The sequence below is a fragment of the Lysobacter capsici genome (genome assembly GCF_018732085.1).
Taxonomy (GTDB): Bacteria; Pseudomonadota; Gammaproteobacteria; order Xanthomonadales; family Xanthomonadaceae; genus Lysobacter; species Lysobacter capsici_A.
On record NZ_CP076103.1, the window covers coordinates 4860688 to 4879036 of the forward strand.

The window sequence follows — 18349 nt, forward strand, 5'->3', positions numbered from 1 at the left end:
GCCACCGCCCGTCATAGCTGCAGGTCGAGCAGTTCGTCGCTCAGATCGTCGTCGGAAATGGTCTGACGGATCTGCGCGTGGTGCGCCTGCTCGCTCCAAAGTTCGAATTTGTCGCCCATGCCCAGCAACACCGCCTTCTTCTCGATGCCCACCGCGGCGCGGTGGCTGGCCGGCACGGTGATGCGGCCGTTGCCGTCGAGTTCGACGAACGCGGCCGCGCCGACCAGCTTGAGCTGCATGTTGCGATTGACCTGCTTGACCTTGGGCAGCTTGTTGACCTGGTCGCGGACGCGTTCCCAGATCGACAGCGGATACAGGTAAAGGGAGCCCGACTCGAACGGGTTGTAGGTGATGACCAGGCGGTTGTCGCATTCGCGCGCGACAAGATCGCGGTAAGCGGTGGGTACCGCCAGCCGTCCCTTGTCGTCGATCGTGATGGCGGTTTCGCCCTGGAACATTGCGCACCTTTGGGGTTCCCGTCTCTACCGGACGGGTCACCTCGTTCGTTCACCCGGCTGGGCGGTAGTCCTTCGAAAACCCACAAAAACCCAGGTTTTCCCTCGGAAGCCCACATTAGCAGGGTGCTCAGGGTTGTCAACAACTTTCCGGGGTAAATTTCGCTAGGCACATCAATGGCTTGCGGCGAACTTCAGAGTCTTATTCAAGACTTATCCACTAGCCTTTGTTTCGTCTCATATTTTGAGACTCTGAACGTCACAAAGTGACCTTCGCGCGAACTCCGTCACAGTTGCCGCGCCATTGCTGCGCGGCAGCATGGATCGCCGATCCGCGCAGAAGATCGCAATAGACGGCGCGATCGCCGATATCCATGGGAAGAAGCGGGCACGGCCCCGCGCGACGCATTCCGACACCCGGTTCACGCCGACGCGCCTAGCGTGAAGTTTTCCTGCGCCCTGGAGCCACTGATGTCCCCACCCGCCCTTCCCGGCCGCCCCGCCCTGCGCGCCGGCCTGCCGTCGGTCCTGCTGGCGGCCGCCCTGCTGGCCGGTTGCGGCCGCGGCGAGCCCGACCGGCCGCCCCTGACCGCGGCGGCGGCCGACGCCGACCTGCTCAAGCGCTGGCAGACCGAGCAGGCCCGCGAAGACCAGAACCTGCAGACCTTCGACGAACTCGATTTCGTCCACTACAGCGGCCAGCAGTGGCAGGACTTCCACAAGAGCCATGCCCCGAACATCGTCGTCCACTACCCCGACGGCCACACCAGCACCGGCCTGGACGCGCACATCGCCGAGCTCAAGCCGCAGTTCGCGTTCGCCCCCGACACCAAGATCCGCCAGCACCCGATCAAGATCGCCCAGGGCGACCTGACCGCGGTGATGGGGGTGATGGAAGGCACCTTCAGCCAGCCGATGCCGCTGGCCGACGGCAAGACCCTGGCCCCGACCCACAAACCGTTCAGGCTCGAGATGACCACGATCGGCCGCTGGAAGGACGGGGTGATGGTCGAGGAGTGGCTGTTCTGGGACAACCAGGCCTTCATGAAGCAGATCGGCGCGACGCCGTAAGCGCGCAGGCAGGCATCGCCCCTTCTCCCGCAAGCGGGAGAAGGCGGCCCGAAGGGCCGGATGAGGGCGAGGTCAGACTCATGTCGGCCTTAGCGGCGTCGCGTGCCCTCACCCAACCCTCTCCCGCAAGCGGGAGAGGGCTAAAGCCAAGGCAAAGGCATAAAGCTGCGCCACCACCCGCCAGCGCGCCCCACCAGTACGAGAGCCCCCTTTAGTAAAGGGGGCGCCCCGAAGGGGCGGGGTTTTGGAAGCGCATAGCGGGGCCCGAAATTTGCAACGCAAATTTTGGGGCTTTTTCTGGCGCAGCCAGAAAAAGCGCGAAGTGGGCCGATAAGCCGGGTTCTGTCGTGGACAGTCATTCCTCTAGGCGCAACGTCACCGTTACGCTCAAGCAACCTACCCGGAGACATCGCGGGCCGCGACATAGTCTCCCTATTTGGTTTTGCTCCCGGTGGGGTTTGCCGTGCCGGTCTGTTGCCAGACTCGCGGTGCGCTCTTACCGCACCGTTTCACCCTTACCACGCACCCTTGCGGGCCGTTCGGCGGTCTGCTCTCTGTTGCACTTTCCGTCGGCTCGCGCCGCCCAGGCGTTACCTGGCACCGTGCCCTGTGGAGCCCGGACTTTCCTCGGCACCGGATCTTGCGACCCGATGACGCGACTGCCTGGCCTACTTCGCGCAGGCATTGTCGCATGCGCGCGGCCCGAACCGCCGCCGCGCGGTTAAATTGATCCGCGCCACGCGCCGCAAACCGCGCCAACCACCGGCCAAGCCATGCCAAGCGACGACCCCGAAGATCACTACCCGCTGTATCCACTGGGAATGCTGCGCCGTCACGGCCTGGTCGGCGCGCAGGATCTGGCCCAACGCCTGCCCGACTGGAGCGAACAACAACTGCGCGACGCCTTCTGGCATGCCTACGCGTCGATCCGCGAAAGCGAAACCGAGCTGGAACGCTCGGTCGGCATCGACGGCGGCGAGAAAGTCATGCGCCTCAACGGCCAGCCGATTTTCGTGTCCGAAGACTGCTGGAACTTCGAGGTCATGGCGGGCGCGGAACTGATGGATCGCCTGGTCGCCGCGCTTGAACAACTACGCGCGGCGCCGGCGGATTAGTCGCCGCTGCCGTACAAGGCCTTGCGCGGCGCCCCGCTCAACTCCGCCGCCAGCTTCGCCGCGGTCGACGGCGGCAGGTGTTCGCTGAGCTTGGCGTACAGGCGCTTGCCTTCGATCACCTTGGCGTCGGCATCGTCGCCGGCGCCTTCGACCACGACCACGAACTCGCCCTTGCGCTGATTCGGATCGGCCTTGACCTGCGCCGCCAATGCTTCGAGCGACCCGTCGAGCACGGTTTCGAACAGCTTGGTCAGCTCGCGCGCAAGTACCGCGCGGCGCGACGGGCCGAACGCGCCGATCATGTCGTCGAGGGTTTCCTCGATCCGGTGCGAGGACTCGTAGAACAACAAGGTCTGCGGCTCGGCCGCGAGCCGGGTCAGGCGTTCGCGCCGGGCCGAGCTCTTGGCCGGCAGGAAACCTTCGAAACTGAACCGATCCGAGGCCAACCCGGCGACGCTGAGCGCGGCGATCGCGGCGCAGGCGCCGGGCACCGGCGAGACCCGGATGCCGGCCGCGCGCGCGGCGCGGACCAAGCGATAGCCCGGATCGCTGACCAAGGGCGTGCCGGCATCGGACACCAATGCGAGCGAATCGCCGCCGTGCAGACGCGCCACCAACTGCGCCGCCTGCTGCTCCTCGTTGTGCTGATGCAGCGCCAACAGCGGGCGTTCCAGCCCGAAATGCGACAGCAACTGGCGGGTATGCCGGGTGTCCTCGGCGCAGATCGCCGCGACCGTGCGCAAGGTCTCCAGCGCGCGCGGCGAGAGGTCGCCGAGGTTGCCGATCGGGGTGGCGACAATATGAAGGGTGCCGAAGGTCTGCATCGTGCTCAGGGTTCAAGGCCGGGTAGAATCCTAACCGGTCCCACAGGAACGCCGCTGCGCGGCGAATGCAAGCCGATGACTCATAAGAAAAACCGGCCCGCTTTGACATGGACGTTCATCGGCCTGTTGGCGGCGACCGCGGTGCTCGGCGGCTGCGCCAGCGTCGAAACCCGCCCGACCGCGGCGACCAACGCCTCCAATCCGCTGATCGCCCAGGCCGGGCACCTCGCGCGCGAACACGCCGGCCTGTCCGGCGCGGCGCGCAGCGACAACGAACAACAGATCAACCGCCTGCTCGGCCAGCTCGACGACGCCGGCCTGAGCCGCGAAGCCGCCGCGCTGCCGGTCGGCGATCCGCTCTACAACTTCATCGGCAAGGTGATGATGCAGCGCGGCCTGCCGCTGCCGCGTCCGTTCGACCGCACCTCCGACTGGAATTTCAACGCCGGCCAGCGTCCGCCGGCCGAAGCCGACGGCTACCGTCCGCCGATGAAGCTGGCGGTGCTGCTGCCGGCCACCGGCGCCTCCGCGGTCGCCGGCGCCTCGGTGCGCGACGGCCTGAGCACGGCCTACTACGGCGAAAGCCGCCGCCGCCCGGACATTTTGTTCTACGACACCGGCAGCAACGCCGCCGGCGCCGTGGCCGCGTACGACAAGGCGGTCGCCGACGGCAACGACTTCGTGATCGGCCCGCTCGGCCGCGACGAAGTCAGCGCGGTGTTCGCCAAGGGCACCCTGCCGGTACCGGTGCTCGCGCTCAACCGCGGCAACGTCGCCCCGCCCAGCGGCAACGTCAGCTTCTCGCTGACGCCCGAGGACGAAGGCATCGCCGCGGCCGACTACCTGCTCGAACGCGGCGCCAAGCGCGTGCTCGCGATCGGCGGCAGCGACGACGGCCAGCGCCGCGCGATCGCCGCGCTCAAGGAGCGCCTGGCCGGACGCGGCGCGCAGATCAGCGACACCATCGGCGAAGGCACCGCCGACCTCGGCCCGTTCGTGGCCAAGCCCGGCGGCGTCGACGCGGTGTTCCTGGCGGTCAAGGGCAGCGCGGCGCGCACCCTGATTCCCAAGCTCGCGATCGTCGGCCTGTCCGACAAGCCGCGGGTGGCGACCTCGCAACTGCTGTCGGGCACCGGCAAGCCGGAGCAGGACCGCGTGCTCGACGGCCTCGCGTTCCCGTCGGAATCGTGGACCAGCGGCGGCATTCGCGGCCTGCCGCCGGCGGTCGGCGTCGCCCAGACCCTGCCGACCGCGCGCGGCCCGGGCGCGGCGCGCCTGTTCGCGTTCGGCTACGACGCCTGGCAGCTGTCGGCCTATCTGGAACGCCTGGCCACGCGCCCGGACGCGTTCATCAACGGCGCCACCGGCGTGCTGCGCATCGACGGCGGCGGCTCGGTGCTGCGCACCCCGGCGTGGTCGACCTTCAGCAGCGGCGTGCCGGTGCCGCTGGCGGATGCCGCGCGACGCTGATCCGCGCACCGGTCCGGCGCCGCGCGCGCCGGACCGCCGCAGCCGCGGCGCGGCGGTGGAAGCCGCCGCGCGCGCGTACCTGCTCGAACACGGCCTGCGCGGCATCGCCGCGAATGCCAGCTACCGCTTCGGCGAACTCGATCTGGTGATGCGCGACGGCGCGACCGTCGTCTTCGTCGAAGTGCGCTACCGGCGCAGCGACCGCTTCGGCGGCGGCGCGGCTTCGGTCGATCTGCGCAAGCGGCGCAAGCTGGTGCTCGCCGCGCAGGCTTTTCTGCTCGCTCATCCGCGTCATGCCGACAGCCCCTGCCGTTTCGATGTGATCGAAGCCGATGGCGATCCGGAGCAGCCGGACTTGAATTGGTTGCGCGATGCGTTTCGCGCCGACGATGTCTAGCGCGCTCATCCCGATTGCGGCGAGCCGCGTTGGCTTTTGTGGGAGGGGCTTGAGCCCCGACGCTCTTCGCTCAGATCGCTGTGTTGTCGTCGAGTCAGGCGATCGGATCGAAATCTAGCGCACTCATCCCGATTGAGGCGAGCCACGTTCGCTCTTGTGGGAGGGGCTTCAGCCCCGATGCTCTTCGCTCAGATCGCTGTGTTGTCGTCGAGTCAGGCGATCGGATCGAAAAGCGTCGGGGCTCAAGCCCCTCCCACAAAAGCGCCGAAAAGCGTCGTGCTCAAGCTCCTCCCACACAAGCACGACGCGCGGCCGACAGCCCACAGCGATACCATGGCCGCATGCCTACCGTAATGACCCATGCCGTGGTTCCGCTCGCCCTGGGATGGGCGCTCGGATCGCGCACGATTCCGCCGCGCCTGCTCGTGGCCGGCGCGCTCGCCGCGATGCTGCCCGATGCCGACGTGGTCGCCTTCAAGCTCGGCATCGCCTATGCCGACGACTTCGGCCATCGCGGCGCCAGCCATTCGTTCGTATTCGCCGCGGTGCTCGCGATGTTCGGCGCGGTGTGTTCGCGTTGGCTGCGCGTGCCGCCGTGGCGCGCGGCGTTGTGGCTGTTCGTCTGCGCCGCCTCGCATCCCTTGCTCGATGCCCTGACCGACGGCGGCCTCGGCGTCGCCTTGTACTGGCCGTGGTCGGACGCGCGCATCTTCGCGCCGTGGCGGCCGATCGAGGTCTCGCCGATCGGCGCGCGGTTCTTCAGCGCGCGCGGAGTCGAAGTGCTGCTGTCGGAGGCGCGTTGGGTGGTGATGCCGGCGCTCGCGCTCGGCGCGGTCGGCGCGTTGCTGCGCCGCATGAGCACGCGCGACGCGGAGCGCGCGCGGTGAGCCACGATGCACCCTGAGTTCGCCGTCGGCCTGCCGCCCGCGCTGGATCAGGCGATGGCGCCGCTGTTCGGCGCCGGATGGCTGACCGATCCGGGCGAACGCCTCGCCTATGCCTACGACAACTCGCGCCGGCAATCGCTGCCCGACGCGGTCGCGCTGCCGCAGTCGCGCGAGCAGGTGCTCGCGCTGGTGCGCGCGTGTCGGCACCACCGCGTGCCGCTGGTCGCGCGCGGGCGCGGCACCAACACCACCGGCGCGTCGGTGCCGATCGCCGGCGGCGTGGTGGTCTCGTTCGAACGCATGAACCGGATCGTCGAGATCCGCCCCGGCGATCGTTGCGCGATCGTCGAACCCGGCGTGCTCAACGGCGATCTGCAGACCGCGCTCAAAGCGCACGGTCTGTTCTGGCCGCCCGATCCGACCAGCGCCGCGTTCAGCACGGTCGGCGGCAACCTGGCCTGCAACGCCGGCGGCCCGCGCGCGGTGAAATACGGCGCCAGTCGCGACAACGTGCTCGCGTTGACGGCGGTGACCGGCGCGGGCGAATTGATCGTGTGCGGTACGGCCACGACCAAGGGCTCGACCGGCTACGACCTGCATCGGCTTTTGGTCGGCAGCGAAGGCACGCTGGCGCTGATCGTCGAAGCGAGCCTGCGCCTGACCCCGACCGCACCGGCGCGCGCAGCGCTGCGCGCGACCTATCGCGATGTCTCCACCGCCGCGCTCGCGGTCGCGCGGTTGATGGCGCAACCGGTGACGCCGTCGATGCTGGAATTCATGGACGGCGACGCGGTGCGGCTGGCGCGCGATGTCGGCGGCGCCGATCTGCCGCACGAGGCCGGCGCCTTGCTGATGATCGAAGCCGACGGCGATGCGCAGACCTTGCCGTATGCGATCGAGGCCTTGAAACGCGCCGCCTCCGGCGACGGCCTGCTCTCGCTCGACGATGCCGCTGACGAAGCCGCGCGGGAAAAACTCTGGGCCGCGCGCAAGGCGCTGTCGCCGTCGCTACGCACGCTGGCGCCGGGCAAGATCAACGAAGACGTGGTGGTGCCGGTATCGCGCATCCCCGAACTGGTCGACGGCGTGCAGGCGCTGTCGCGCGCTGTTGCCCTGCCGATCGTGTGCTTCGGCCATGCCGGCAACGGCAACCTGCACGTCAACCTGCTCTACGATCCCGCCGACGCGTCGCAGAGCGAACGCGCGCATGCCGCGATGGGCCACGTGTTCGAACTGGCGCTGTCATTGGGCGGCACCTTGTCGGGCGAACACGGCATCGGCCTGGCCAAGCGCGATTTCATGCCGCAGGCGGTGGGTGCGCAGACCTTGGCGGTCATGCGTCAGTTGAAGACGGTGTTCGATCCCGACGGCATCCTCAACCCGGGCAAGTTGCTGCCGGACGAGTGAGGTAGGGCGAGTTGTCGTGAACGGCCGCCGGACGAGCGTATTGCCGTAACTCACCGCGGCGCGCGCGTCCCCACAAGGCGGCGCGTCTGCTTTTGCCCACTTTAGAAAAGGAGGCGACGTCTGCGCAGCAGACGCGGGGGATTTGAGCCTTTGACTTTGCCTTCGTCGATGCAGCGCATTGCGCAGCAAGAGTCGCTCCCCCGCCCCACTTTTGTGGGAGGGGTTTCAACCCCGACGCTTTTCGTTCCGATAGTGTGATTCCCCCTTTTAAACGAGGGGAAGCACGTCGACATCGGCTGTCCGCGCTCGAACAGTCAGCGCGCGACGCACACCGCGCCGCGCGACTCAAAGCATCCGCACACCCGGCAGATCGCGGAAATACACCGACACCTCGCCCGCCGTCATCCGCGTATCGCCGGGCCGGCCGAAGCCGCCGTCGGGCGCCGGTTCGCCGTAGTGGCCCGAGTAGCCGTCGCGCCCCGACCCCGCGCCGCCATTGCCGCCATCGCCGTAGGAACCGGCGCTGCCGCCGTCGCCGCCCGCTCCCGCACTGCCGCCCGATACGTCGAACCGCAGCAATTGCGCGAGTTCCGGATAGCGCCGGTCGTAGACCAGTTCGATCACGCCGCCGTCGCCGCCGATGCCACCCGGCCCGCCGAAGCCGCCGTCGCCACCGTGACCGCCATCGCCGCCGTGCCCCGCGCGATCCTTGTCGCCGTCGCCGCGACCACCGTCGCCGCCACTGCCGCCGCTTCCGCCATCGCCGCCCGCGCCACCGCGACCGCCGCTGGCGATCAAGGTCAGTGGACGATCGGCCGGCGCGAGCACGAGGTCTTCGATATCGCCGAGCACCCGCACCACGATCAATTTCGGATACAGCCGCGTGCTCGCATACGTGGCATACACGCGCAGATGCGGGCCGTTGAAGCCGTTGCCGCCCGGCGCGCCATCGCCGCCGCGCGCACCGTCGCCGCCGTCCTGGCCGTCGAAACCGTTGCGGCCATCGTGGCCGCTGTATCCGCTGGCGCCATCGGGTCCGTCCGCGCCCGGCCCGCCGGGCGCGCCAGCGCTGACGATGCAGCGATAGTCCGGGTCGTAATGCAGGGTCTGCGCCAGTTGCGCGCGCGGATGCAGCAGTTGCGCGCTGATCGCAAAACCGCTGTCGACGGTCGCCAGCACATCCGGATCGGGCGCGAACCAGCCCAGTTCGTCGAACTGCCCCTGCGCGCTGGCGAAGGCGAAATTGCGAAAATCCAGCATGCCGTTGCGGCGCGTGCCGTTGCCGCCGCGCCAGGTTTCATACGTCGACGGCGCCGCTTCGCGCGGCAGTTGCGCGGTGACCGTCGCATGCATCTGCACCGGCTGGCGCGGGCAGATCGTGGTGATGCCCGGACCGATGTCGACCTGCATCGCGCTGACCTGCGCCTCGCCCAGATGCACGGTGTTGATCCCGACCAGCGAGCGCATCGGCCCGCAGCCGCTCAATCCAACGGCGACAACACAAGCGATGGCCACGCGGCTCATGCGGCGCCGATGGAAGCAAGCGGGGATCGACGCGGCTGGGCGCATGGCGGTGGGCGGCGGGAAAGTCGGATCAGGCTCGCATCGGCGCAATGAAAGCGGTCTGAATTTTTTGCGGCTGTCGGACCCAACTGATGGCAGGGTGCGGTCGTGGCGATTGTGCCGGTGGCCGCGAGCCAGGGCGATTGCGGCCGGATGCGTCGTGATCACGACATCCGCTGTAGAGCGTGACCGACGCGTCGGTGTCGGGAAGGAACCCGCCTCATTCGCAGGTGGCCGGCCATGTCGGCGGAGGTCTGCGTGGGTGGCATTCGAAACCACGATGCTCAGCCGAAATGCTGATACCCACGCCGCGGCGGCGTCCACTGCGAACCATCGGCCAGGCGCACTGATACACCCGGCTCGGCCTCGATCCGGCCGATCACGCAGGCCGGCGTGTCGACCGCGCGCAAGGCCGACGCGATCGCCTCGCGCCGCGACGGCGCGGCGGTGAAGCACAGTTCGTAATCGTCGCCGCCACCCAGTTGCAGCGACCAGCGCGATTCGCCTTCGCAGGCGGCCGCGAGCGCGGGCGACACCGGCAGCGCGGCCGCGTCGATATGCGCACCGAGCTTCGATGCCGCGCAGACATGGCCCAGATCGGCGAGCAAGCCATCGGACACGTCGATGCAGGCATGCGCGAGCGGCCCCAGCGCGCGGCCGGCGGCAACGCGCGGCGTCGGCCGTTGCAGGCGTTCGAACAGCCGCGTGTGATCGGTGAGCCGATCGCCGGCGCAACGACGCACCTGCGCATCGCGGTAGGGCGCGACGCCGGCCAGGGCAAGCGCGCCGGCGGCATCGCCGAGCGTGCCGGTGACCCAGACCTCGTCGCCGACTTGCGCGGCATCGCGGCGCAACGCCGCGCCGGGCTCGACGAAACCCATCGCGGTCACGCACACCGACAACGGCCCGCGCGTGGTATCGCCGCCGACCAGGGCGACGCGGTGTTGCGCGGCCAATTCCAGAAAGCCGTCGAGAAAGCCGTCGACGAAGCCCTGCATCGCCGCGCCCGGCTGCGCCGGCAGCGACAAGGACAAGGTGGTCCACGCGGGCAACGCGCCCATCGCGGCGAGATCGGACAGGTTCACCGCCAGCGATTTCCAGCCGATGTCGGCCGGCGCGGCGTCTTCGAAGAAATGCACGCCGCCGTTGAGCGTGTCGGTGGCGACGACGAGCTGCATGCCCGCCGGCGGTTGCAGCAGCGCGGCATCGTCGCCGATGCCGAGCGCCACGTCGTCGCGGCTGCCCACGCGCGCGCGGATGCGCGCGATCAGATCGAATTCGGCGGCGCTCATCGCGGCGGCATCATCGGTGACGGGTGTCGGCGGAACAGGCGGCGACCGCGTCGCGTCGCGCGCGACGCGAACCGATCACTTCTTCTTCGACGCGCCGAATTCGACCGCGCGCCACTCCGCCGCGGCATGGTCGAGCACGCCGTTGACGTAAGTGTGGCCGTGTTCGGCGCCGAAGCGCTTGACCGTCTCGATCGCCTCGTTGATCACCACGCGGTACGGCACGTCGGGCCGCAGGCGCAGTTCGTAGGCGGCGATGCGCAGGGTCGCGCGCTCGATCGGATCGACCTGCTCGATATCGCGATCCAAGAACGGCGCGAGCGCGGTATCGAGTTCTTCCTGGTGCTTGTCGACCCCGCGCACGAGGTCCTCGAAGTACTCCAGGTCGGCGACTTCGTGGGCCTGTTCGTGGGCGAACTGGCCGATCACGTCGTTGACCTTGGAGCCGGACATCTGCCAGGCGTACACCGCCTGCAGCGCGCGGCGGCGCGCGCGCGAACGCGCGACCGGGTCGATTCCATCCTGACGGCGACGGGTCATGGCAGTTGTCCCAGCAGATGGCTCATTTCCAAGGCGGCCTGCGCGGCTTCCTCGCCCTTGTTGCCGTGGCTGCCGCCGGCGCGGGCCTCAGCGTCTTCGTGGCGTTCGACCGCGAGCACGCCGTTGGCGATCGCTAGGCCGTGGTCGAGCGAGACGCGCATCAGCCCGTCGGAGCAGCCGTCGGCGACTTGTTCGTAATGGCGGGTGTCGCCGCGCACGACGCAGCCCAGCGCGACCACCGCCGCGTGACGGCCGGCCAGGGCCAGGCGGCGGGCGACGATCGGCAGTTCCCAGGCGCCGGGGACGCGGATCACGTCGATGGCGTCCTCGGCAACGCCGTGTTCGGCGAAGGTCTTGCGCGCGCCGGCCACCAGGGTGTCGGTGATGCGCGGATTCCAGCGGCTGGCGATGATGGCGTAGCGCGCGCCCTCGGGGCTGCGCAGGTCGCCTTCGTAATGGGGCATGGTGGGGTCGGCTGGAAGGTGAAGGGGGGTAGTTTAACGGGTGGGGGCGGTGGGTGCCTTTGGATTCGGGATTCGGGATTCGGGAGTCGGGAGTCGGGAGTCGGGAGTCGGGAGTCGGGAGTCGGGAGTCGGGAGTCGGGAAGAGCGTACTCACCTACCGTCATTCCCGCGAAGGCGGGAATCCAGGGCCTTTCGTGCGAGAACGCTTGAAGTCTCGGGGCACAAAGTCGCTGGATTCCCGCTTTCGCGGGAATGACGTTCTGGAAGGATGGCGCTAAAGGCTCTGGATTCCCGCCTTCGCGGGAATGACAGCCTGATGGGATTGCGCTGAAGGCCCTGGGTTCCCGCCTTCAGTCGCAACCCGCCCCGTTGTCCGGCTTTGCTTTTGCTCGTCATTCCCGCGAAGGCGGGAATCCAGGGCCTTTCGTGCGAGAACGCTTGAAGTTTTAGAGCACAAAGTCACTGGATTCCCGCTTTCGCGGGAATGACGGCCTGGATGGATGGCGCTGAAGGCTCTGGATTCCTGCCTTAGCACCAATGACGACCTGCACAGACAACGCTGAAGGCTCATGACGCCCAAGCGCCCGACAAACGGGCGGACGACCCAAGCCGCCAACCCGTGGTCCGCCCGCCCCACCAGCCTCACATCAACGCGGCGATATCCACGTACTCCACCACTTCCAGCCCGAATCCGGCCAGGCCGATCTGGCGGCGCGGGGTGCCGAGCACGCGCAGTTTGCCCAGGCCCAGGTCGGCCAGGATCTGGCCGCCGGCGCCGTTGCGCCGCCATTCGGCCAGGGCATGGCCGCGGCTCGGCGGCGCGGTCGGTTCGGCCGACTCGCCGGCCAATTCACCGGCACGCTCGCCCGAGCCATGACCCTCGTCGTCAGCCCCGCCCTGCCCGTCCGCATGCGCCGACGGCTGTTCGCGCACCCGCGCCAGCAGCGCATCGGCGTCGGCGTGGTCGGCCAGCAGCACCAGCGCGCCGCGGCCTTCGCGGGCGATCGCGGCCAGCACGTCGCCGACCGCCGGGCCGAAGTCCGGCCGGCGCCAATGCAGCGCGTCGGCCAGCGGGTTCTGCACGTGGACCCGCACCAGCGTCGGGGCCTGCACATCGGCCTGGCCGCGGACCAGGGCGAAATGCAGGCCGTGGGTCAACCGGTCGCGGTAGCTCAGCAGGCGGAACGGGCCGTGCTCGGTCTGGATCTCGCGTTCGTCGACCCGCTCGACCGTGTGCTCGGTGGCCAGGCGGTAACGGATCAATTCCTCGATCGAACCGATCTTCAGGCCGTGCTCGGCCGCGAACGCTTCCAGTTCGGGACGCCGCGCCATGCTGCCGTCGGCGTTGAGGATCTCGACCAGCACGCCGGCCGGTTCCAGGCCGGCCAACAAGGCCAGATCGCTCGCCGCCTCGGTGTGGCCGGCGCGGCTGAGCACGCCGCCGGGCTGCGACATCAGCGGGAAGATGTGGCCGGGCTGGGCCAGGTCCGAGGGCTTGGCGTCGGGCCGCACCGCGGTGCGCACGGTGTGGGCGCGGTCGTAGGCCGAGATGCCGGTGGTGACGCCTTCGGCCGCTTCGATGCTGACGGTGAAGTTGGTGTGGTGCGGCGAGGTGTTGTCGCGCACCATCGGCCCCAGGCCGAGCTGGAAACAACGCTCGCGCATCAGCGACAGGCACACCAGGCCGCGCGCGTGGGTGACCATGAAGTTGATGTCGGCCGGACGCACCAGCTCGGCGGCCATGATCAGGTCGCCTTCGTTCTCGCGGTCTTCGTCGTCGACGATCACCACCATGCGGCCGGCGCGGATTTCTTCCAGCAATTCGGGAACGCTCGCGAAACTCATGCCGCACCTCCGGGCTGACGCTCGCCGAGCAGGCGCTCGACGTAACGGGCCACCAAGTCGATTTCCAGATTGATCGCATCGCCGATGCCGGTCTGCGCGAACGCGGTGTTCTGCACGGTGTGCGGAATCAGCGCGACCTCGAAACCCTCCGCGTCGACCTCGTTGACGGTGAGGCTGACCCCGTCGACGCAGATCGAGCCTTTCTTGGCGATGTAGCGCAGCAGCGGCGCCGGCGCCTTGAAGCGCCAGCGCTGCGCGCGCGCGTCGTCGTGGATCGACAGCACCGCGCCGACGCCGTCGACATGGCCGCTGACCAGGTGCCCGCCGAGCCGGTCGCTCGGCCGCATCGCGCGTTCCAGGTTGACCCGCGCGGCGGGCCCCAGCGCGCCGAGCGTGGTCAGCGACAGGGTTTCGTTGGACGCGTCGGCGTCGAACCACCCGGAGCCGAATTCGATCACGGTCAGGCACACGCCGTTGACCGCGATGCTTTCGCCGAGCTTGGGGTCGGTGAAATCGAGGCTGCCGGTGGCGATGCGCAACCGCACGTCGCCGCCGAGATCGTGCTTGTCGGCGATGCGGCCGACGCCTTCGATGATGCCGGTGAACATCAGCGGACCTCCGGACGGAGACCGCGACGGCGCGAGGCCGCGCCGGTGTTGCGATTGAACTGGGTCATGAAACGTTTCCCGCAAGAAGTGAGCGAAAAACGCCTCAAGGCTTGGAAGACAACGCACGACGCGCGGCCGGGCCGCGGGAGTCGTCTCGCCCGTCCTCGCGGAGGGCTCGCGCGTAGCCGTCTTCTTTCATCCGGACTGTGACCGTCGGCTCCGGCATTGGACCGGATCTGCTGACCCTTGCGCGCGTGGCGGCCGAAATCCGGCTGCCACGCGCAAGGCGCTCGCGGGCTCGCGCGTTGCCGCGCCTACCGCCGGTGGGGAGTTTCGCCCCGCCCTGAAGACGTTACTGGTGGTACCGGCGAACCGGCGGGGCGCAGTTTACCACCCGGGGGGCCGGGGTCTTGGGACGGGGTGCGGTGGATGGTTTGTTCTGCGGGCGGGGGGAGTGGGGGTCGAGACTTTCTCAAAGGGGCTGCTCGGCTGTTGCGGCCTTTGCGGCCTTTGCGGCCTTTGCGGCTTTTGCGGCTCTTGCGGTCCTTTCGGCCGTTGCGACCCTTTCGGCCGTTGCGGCGATGTATCGGACACGTTGGACCTACGAGCGCTGGTCAATCTACAAGACGTCATTCCCGCGAACGCGGGAATCCAGTGACTTCAAGCGCTCTCGCACGAAAGTCACTGGATTCCCGCGTTCGCGGGAATGACGGCCTGGAGGGATGGCGCTGAAGGCTCTGGATTCCCGCTTTCGCGGGAATGACGGTCTGGTGGGATGGCGCTAAAGGCTCTGGATTCCCGCTTTCGCGGGAATGACGTTCTGGTGGGATGGCGCTGAAGGCTCTGGATTCCCGCCTTCGCGGGAATGACGGTCTGGTGGGATGGCGCTGAAGGTTCTGGACGTTCGGCTTCGCTGAAGTAAAGCAGAGCCCTCCTTACGGGGATGACATCCTTGAGGTGACATCCCGGGTGACTGCTGGATGGACTGGCAACGAAGTGGCGCGACCGTCGCGATCCAACTCACCGCCAAAAACCGTCCATCAACCCGCCTTGCGCCGCAAATGCAGCGTCAACGGCCATTGAATCGTCCGCACGTCCTCGGCCATGCCCCAGGCCTGCGACAACGCCGGGCGGTTCAGCGCGACCGGGTCGTCGCCGGTCGCAGCGCGGCAGCGGTCGGTCGCGGACAGACTGTTCAGATAACCCAGGAAACGCCCCAGCCCCCATTGCGCCATCAACCACAGCGACGGCGCCGGCAGCGCTTCGAACGGCCATGCGTAATCGGGGTATCCGGCGCGGACTTCGGCGTTCTCGCGCTGCCAGAAAGGATCGATGCGGGCGCGGAAATCGGCCACCGCGACCTCCATCCCCGGCGGCGGCAGGAAATCGCCATAGGCCCATACCGCCAGCACCCCGCCGGGCGCGAGCACGCGCTCGCATTCGGCGAAAAATCGCTCGCGTTCGAACCAGTGCAGGGCCTGCGCGACCGCGACCAGTTGCACGCTGGCATCGGCCAGGTCGGTGCGTTCGCCCGGCGCGACGCTCAGGGCGACCCGGCCTTCGCCGCGCAGCGAGGCCTCATGCGCCCAGTGCTGTTCGAGCTGTTTGACGCTGGGATCGCTCGCATGCACCCGCGCGAACCGCGCCGCGAGCCCGCGCGTGGCCTGGCCGCTGCCGCAACCGGGCTCCCACACCGTCGCATCGGCCGGCACCTGCTCGGCGATCGCGTCGAACAGCGCGTCGGGATACTCCGGACGCGCGGCGGCATAGGCGCCGGCGATCGCGGAGAAGTGGTCCTTGAAGGCGTTCTGGCTCATAGGCGAAGAATGAGTGGACAGCAGCAAGGAGTGAGCAAGAGCGGCGGCGAAGGCGCCGTGAGGGTTGCCAAGTAGATCATGGCAACCGTCGAATGCTCCCGACTACTCACTCCTCGAAGGCGTTGTGGCTCATCGCGAGGCGTGAGTGGAAAGAGTGAGCGAAAGCGTGAAGGGGTGCGAGCGTCGCCCGCCCCACTCACTCCTGTGCACTCACTCCTGCTTCCGAGGCTGCAACAACACCCGCGTATCCTCGCCGAGCCGGCGCACATCGATCACATCCAGCTGCAGCTTGCTGGTCATCGCCTCGATGCCCAGGCCGCCGAACAAGGGCCGCGCGTTTTCGCCGAGCAACACCGGCGCGACATAGAGCAGCACTTCGTCGACCAGTCCCTGCGCCAGGAATGCGCCGGCCAGGGTCGCGCCGGCTTCGAGCTGGATCTCGTTGACGCCGCGTTCGGCCAGCAGCCCGAGCACCGCGCCCAGATCCATGCGGCCCTCGGCCATCGGAACCGCCATGTGCGCGGCGGCGAAATCGCGCGGCGGCTTGGCGTCGGGCGCATGCAGGTACAAGGTCGGCGCGTCGCCTTCGCGCACGCGGCCGCGCGCGACCGTGGCCAGGCCCGGATCGAGCACCACCCGCAGCGGCGCGACGAACGCGGTGTCATCGCCCAGGCGCACGGTCAGCGAGGGATCGTCGGCGAGCACGGTGCCCGCGCCGGTCACGATCGCGCTGCTGCGCGCGCGCCAGTGCTGCACGTCCAGGCGCGAGGCTTCGCCGCTGATCCATTTGGATTCGCCGCTCGCCAGCGCGCTGCGCCCGTCCAGGCTCGCGGCCAGCTTGACCCGCAGCCACGGCCGTCCGCGTTCGACCCGCGACAGGAAACCGCGATTGAGCGCGCGCGCCTGCGCTTGCATCAACCCGCTTTCGACCACGATGCCGGCCGCCTGCAATTTCGCGAAACCGGCGCCGTCGACCTGCGCAAACGGATCGCGCATCGCCGCGACCACGCGCGCCACGCCGGCGGCGATCAGCGCATCGCTGCACGGCCCGGTGCGGCCGGTGTGCGCGCACGGCTCCAGGGTCACGTACGCGGTGGCGCCGCGCGCGCGATCGCCGGCCGCGCGCAGCGCATGCACTTCCGCGTGCGGCTCGCCGGCGCGTTCGTGCCAGCCTTCGCCGACGATGTCGTCGCCGTGCGCGATCACGCAGCCGACCAGCGGATTGGGCTTGGTCGTGTACGCGCCCTTCTCGGCCAGGCGCAGCGCGCGGGCCATGTGGGCGTGATCGGTGGCGCTGAAGGGGCTGGTCATGGCGTGCGCTTGAAGTGAGTGGCGTCGGGGTAATCGGAGATCAGGCTGCCGTCGGCCTGACGGGTGAGGGTCATGCCGCCGCCCTCGGCCGCGCCCAGCGCGCGGGCATCGAATTCGATCAGGTACAGCACCTTGGTCGAATCTTCCACCGTCAACCAGCGGATGCGATCGGGCTGCTCGGGGAAACGCACGCCGATGGCCTTGACCACCGCGCGCTTGGGCAAGCCCGCGAATTCGAACTGGCCGTCGTCGCCCGGCACCGGGCCTTGTTCGATCACCTGGCCGTCGGCCAGACGCAGCATCGCCCTGGCATCGCCGACCGCCAGACCGACCCGCGGCTCGTACACGCTGACCCGCAACGTTTCGCCGGCCCGCCGCGGCTGGTTCGCCCAGGCGCGCGCGAGCGGCAGCAAGCCCGCGTCCACCGCCTGCTTGATCGTGTCGATGCCGTCGCCGCGCACTTTGTCCAGGTCGGCCTGGGTCAGCGGCTCGGGCAACGCGCGCTTGATGCCTTCGCCGCCGATCGCCAAGCCCTCCACCAGCGCCACGGCATCGCCGATGCGCTGCCAGCAGCCGCTGAAGTCCGCGCCCGGCGCCGGCACGCCGAGCAGGCGAAAACTGCCGTCGCGGTTCAATTGCAGGCTCGCCGCCGGCTTCGCGGCCGCCGAAACGTAGCGGCCGGACGACGCTGCATCGGCGGGCTCGCAGGCGAAAGCGGCCGGGGCGGCGAGCACGCAAACGCAAACGATCGAACCGGCCATCGCCGAGCGCACACGCCGGGAACAACGCGCCGCGCCGCCGCTGGAATTCATAGCCATTGGTTGCCCATCCGCTCTTGCTTGGCTTGCGGCGCCTGCCTGCGAAATTCGGCCAGGAACGCGTCCATGTCGTCCAATCCCGAGAATAGCTGGATCGAACCGTCCGGGTGATTGACCACCACCCGCACCAGGCGGCCGCGCCGCGTGTACGCATGCACGCTCACGACCTTCGCCAAGGATTCGCTCGACTGCTCGGCATCGGTGGCGAAGTACAGCGATCCGTCGTCGAACCACAGCCGCATGCGTTCGTATTCGCGCCAGTAACGCGTCTCCAGACGACGCTCTCGCCAATACTTCAAGGCGATCAGCACCGCCACGCCCACGACGCACCAGCGCGCGAATTCCCAGGCGAACACGCCGGCCAACCACAGCGGCAAAGCGATCAGCGCCACGACGACGGGCGTTACCGAAGCCGGGCCGAACCACTCCCGCCGAAGCTGCGCGCGCGCATAACGAAACGTTCGCGAG

The 18349-nt window shown here is 68.7% G+C and carries 19 protein-coding genes, 1 other RNA gene and 1 riboswitch; of the genes, 7 read left to right on the top strand and 13 right to left on the bottom strand.

Annotated elements, in window-relative coordinates:
- Positions 1-11: 11 nt before the first annotated feature.
- Entirely contained in the window at positions 12-458 is a 447-nt protein-coding gene (gene mraZ / locus KME82_RS20215) for a division/cell wall cluster transcriptional repressor MraZ (RefSeq protein WP_036104630.1), read from the bottom strand.
- Positions 459-926: 468 nt separating this feature from the next.
- On the opposite strand from mraZ, the gene KME82_RS20220 reads away from it, so the two are divergent.
- Entirely contained in the window at positions 927-1526 is a 600-nt protein-coding gene (locus KME82_RS20220) for an ester cyclase (protein WP_215495599.1), read from the top strand.
- A gap of 315 nt (positions 1527-1841) precedes the next feature.
- Here KME82_RS20220 and rnpB read toward each other — a convergent pair.
- An RNA gene (rnpB, locus tag KME82_RS20225) (RNase P RNA component class A) lies at positions 1842-2201 on the bottom strand.
- A gap of 98 nt (positions 2202-2299) precedes the next feature.
- On the opposite strand from rnpB, the gene KME82_RS20230 reads away from it, so the two are divergent.
- Entirely contained in the window at positions 2300-2641 is a 342-nt protein-coding gene (locus KME82_RS20230) for a hypothetical protein (protein WP_215495600.1), read from the top strand.
- On the opposite strand, the gene rsmI is transcribed toward KME82_RS20230, so the two are convergent.
- Positions 2638-3465 carry a 16S rRNA (cytidine(1402)-2'-O)-methyltransferase gene (gene rsmI / locus KME82_RS20235; RefSeq protein WP_215495601.1) on the bottom strand — a complete coding sequence of 276 codons (828 nt, stop codon included), beginning with the start codon at positions 3463-3465 and terminating at the stop codon, positions 2638-2640. The two genes, KME82_RS20230 and rsmI, sit on opposite strands and share 4 nt — an antisense overlap.
- Positions 3466-3540: 75 nt before the next feature.
- On the opposite strand from rsmI, the gene KME82_RS20240 reads away from it, so the two are divergent.
- From KME82_RS20240 to KME82_RS20255, 5 genes are all read left to right on the top strand, one after another.
- Positions 3541-4935 (top strand): penicillin-binding protein activator, encoded by a 1395-nt coding sequence (locus KME82_RS20240; RefSeq protein WP_215495602.1) that lies wholly within the window; start codon positions 3541-3543, stop codon positions 4933-4935.
- The gene (locus tag KME82_RS20245) at positions 4919-5332 is read left to right on the top strand and encodes a YraN family protein (RefSeq protein WP_215495603.1); all 414 of its coding nucleotides are present in this window, start codon (positions 4919-4921) and stop codon (positions 5330-5332) included. Before KME82_RS20240 ends, KME82_RS20245 begins: the two co-directional genes overlap by 17 nt.
- Before the next feature lie 156 nt (positions 5333-5488).
- Positions 5489-5686 carry a DUF6053 domain-containing protein gene (locus KME82_RS27220; protein ID WP_430538745.1) on the top strand — a complete coding sequence of 66 codons (198 nt, stop codon included), beginning with the start codon at positions 5489-5491 and terminating at the stop codon, positions 5684-5686.
- Positions 5674-6219, top strand: coding sequence for a metal-dependent hydrolase (locus KME82_RS20250; RefSeq protein ID WP_215495604.1), 546 nt, complete (start codon positions 5674-5676; stop codon positions 6217-6219). Before KME82_RS27220 ends, KME82_RS20250 begins: the two co-directional genes overlap by 13 nt.
- Positions 6220-6225: 6 nt before the next feature.
- Positions 6226-7626, top strand: a complete 1401-nt coding sequence (locus KME82_RS20255) for an FAD-binding oxidoreductase (RefSeq protein ID WP_215495605.1) — start codon at positions 6226-6228, stop codon at positions 7624-7626.
- Between the two features lie 345 nt (positions 7627-7971).
- On the opposite strand, the gene KME82_RS20260 is transcribed toward KME82_RS20255, so the two are convergent.
- From KME82_RS20260 to KME82_RS20305, 10 genes are all read right to left on the bottom strand, one after another.
- On the bottom strand, positions 7972-9150 hold the full coding sequence (locus KME82_RS20260) for a hypothetical protein (RefSeq protein ID WP_215495606.1): 1179 nt from the start codon (positions 9148-9150) through the stop codon (positions 7972-7974).
- A gap of 323 nt (positions 9151-9473) precedes the next feature.
- Positions 9474-10481 carry a thiamine-phosphate kinase gene (gene thiL / locus KME82_RS20265; protein WP_215495607.1) on the bottom strand — a complete coding sequence of 336 codons (1008 nt, stop codon included), beginning with the start codon at positions 10479-10481 and terminating at the stop codon, positions 9474-9476.
- 75 nt (positions 10482-10556) lie between these two features.
- Positions 10557-11018 (bottom strand): transcription antitermination factor NusB, encoded by a 462-nt coding sequence (gene nusB / locus KME82_RS20270; RefSeq protein ID WP_215495608.1) that lies wholly within the window; start codon positions 11016-11018, stop codon positions 10557-10559.
- Positions 11015-11482: a 6,7-dimethyl-8-ribityllumazine synthase gene (ribH, locus tag KME82_RS20275; protein ID WP_215495609.1), complete on the bottom strand. Its 468-nt coding sequence runs from the start codon at positions 11480-11482 to the stop codon at positions 11015-11017. The genes nusB and ribH overlap by 4 nt, the downstream gene beginning before the upstream one ends.
- A gap of 642 nt (positions 11483-12124) precedes the next feature.
- On the bottom strand, positions 12125-13327 hold the full coding sequence (gene ribB, locus KME82_RS20280; protein ID WP_215495610.1) for a 3,4-dihydroxy-2-butanone-4-phosphate synthase: 1203 nt from the start codon (positions 13325-13327) through the stop codon (positions 12125-12127).
- A complete protein-coding gene (locus KME82_RS20285; protein WP_215495611.1) occupies positions 13324-13935 on the bottom strand; it encodes a riboflavin synthase in 612 nt (203 codons plus the stop codon). The genes ribB and KME82_RS20285 overlap by 4 nt, the downstream gene beginning before the upstream one ends.
- A gap of 183 nt (positions 13936-14118) precedes the next feature.
- Positions 14119-14290, bottom strand: a riboswitch (FMN riboswitch).
- A 685-nt stretch (positions 14291-14975) separates the two neighbouring features.
- Positions 14976-15752: a class I SAM-dependent methyltransferase gene (locus KME82_RS20290; protein WP_215495612.1), complete on the bottom strand. Its 777-nt coding sequence runs from the start codon at positions 15750-15752 to the stop codon at positions 14976-14978.
- A 210-nt stretch (positions 15753-15962) separates the two neighbouring features.
- A complete protein-coding gene (gene ribD, locus KME82_RS20295) occupies positions 15963-17063 on the bottom strand; it encodes a bifunctional diaminohydroxyphosphoribosylaminopyrimidine deaminase/5-amino-6-(5-phosphoribosylamino)uracil reductase RibD (protein ID WP_215495613.1) in 1101 nt (366 codons plus the stop codon).
- Entirely contained in the window at positions 17060-17881 is an 822-nt protein-coding gene (locus KME82_RS20300) for a hypothetical protein (protein WP_215495614.1), read from the bottom strand. Before KME82_RS20300 ends, ribD begins: the two co-directional genes overlap by 4 nt.
- Positions 17872-18273, bottom strand: a complete 402-nt coding sequence (locus KME82_RS20305) for a hypothetical protein (RefSeq protein WP_215495615.1) — start codon at positions 18271-18273, stop codon at positions 17872-17874. Before KME82_RS20305 ends, KME82_RS20300 begins: the two co-directional genes overlap by 10 nt.
- Positions 18274-18349 lie beyond the last annotated feature (76 nt).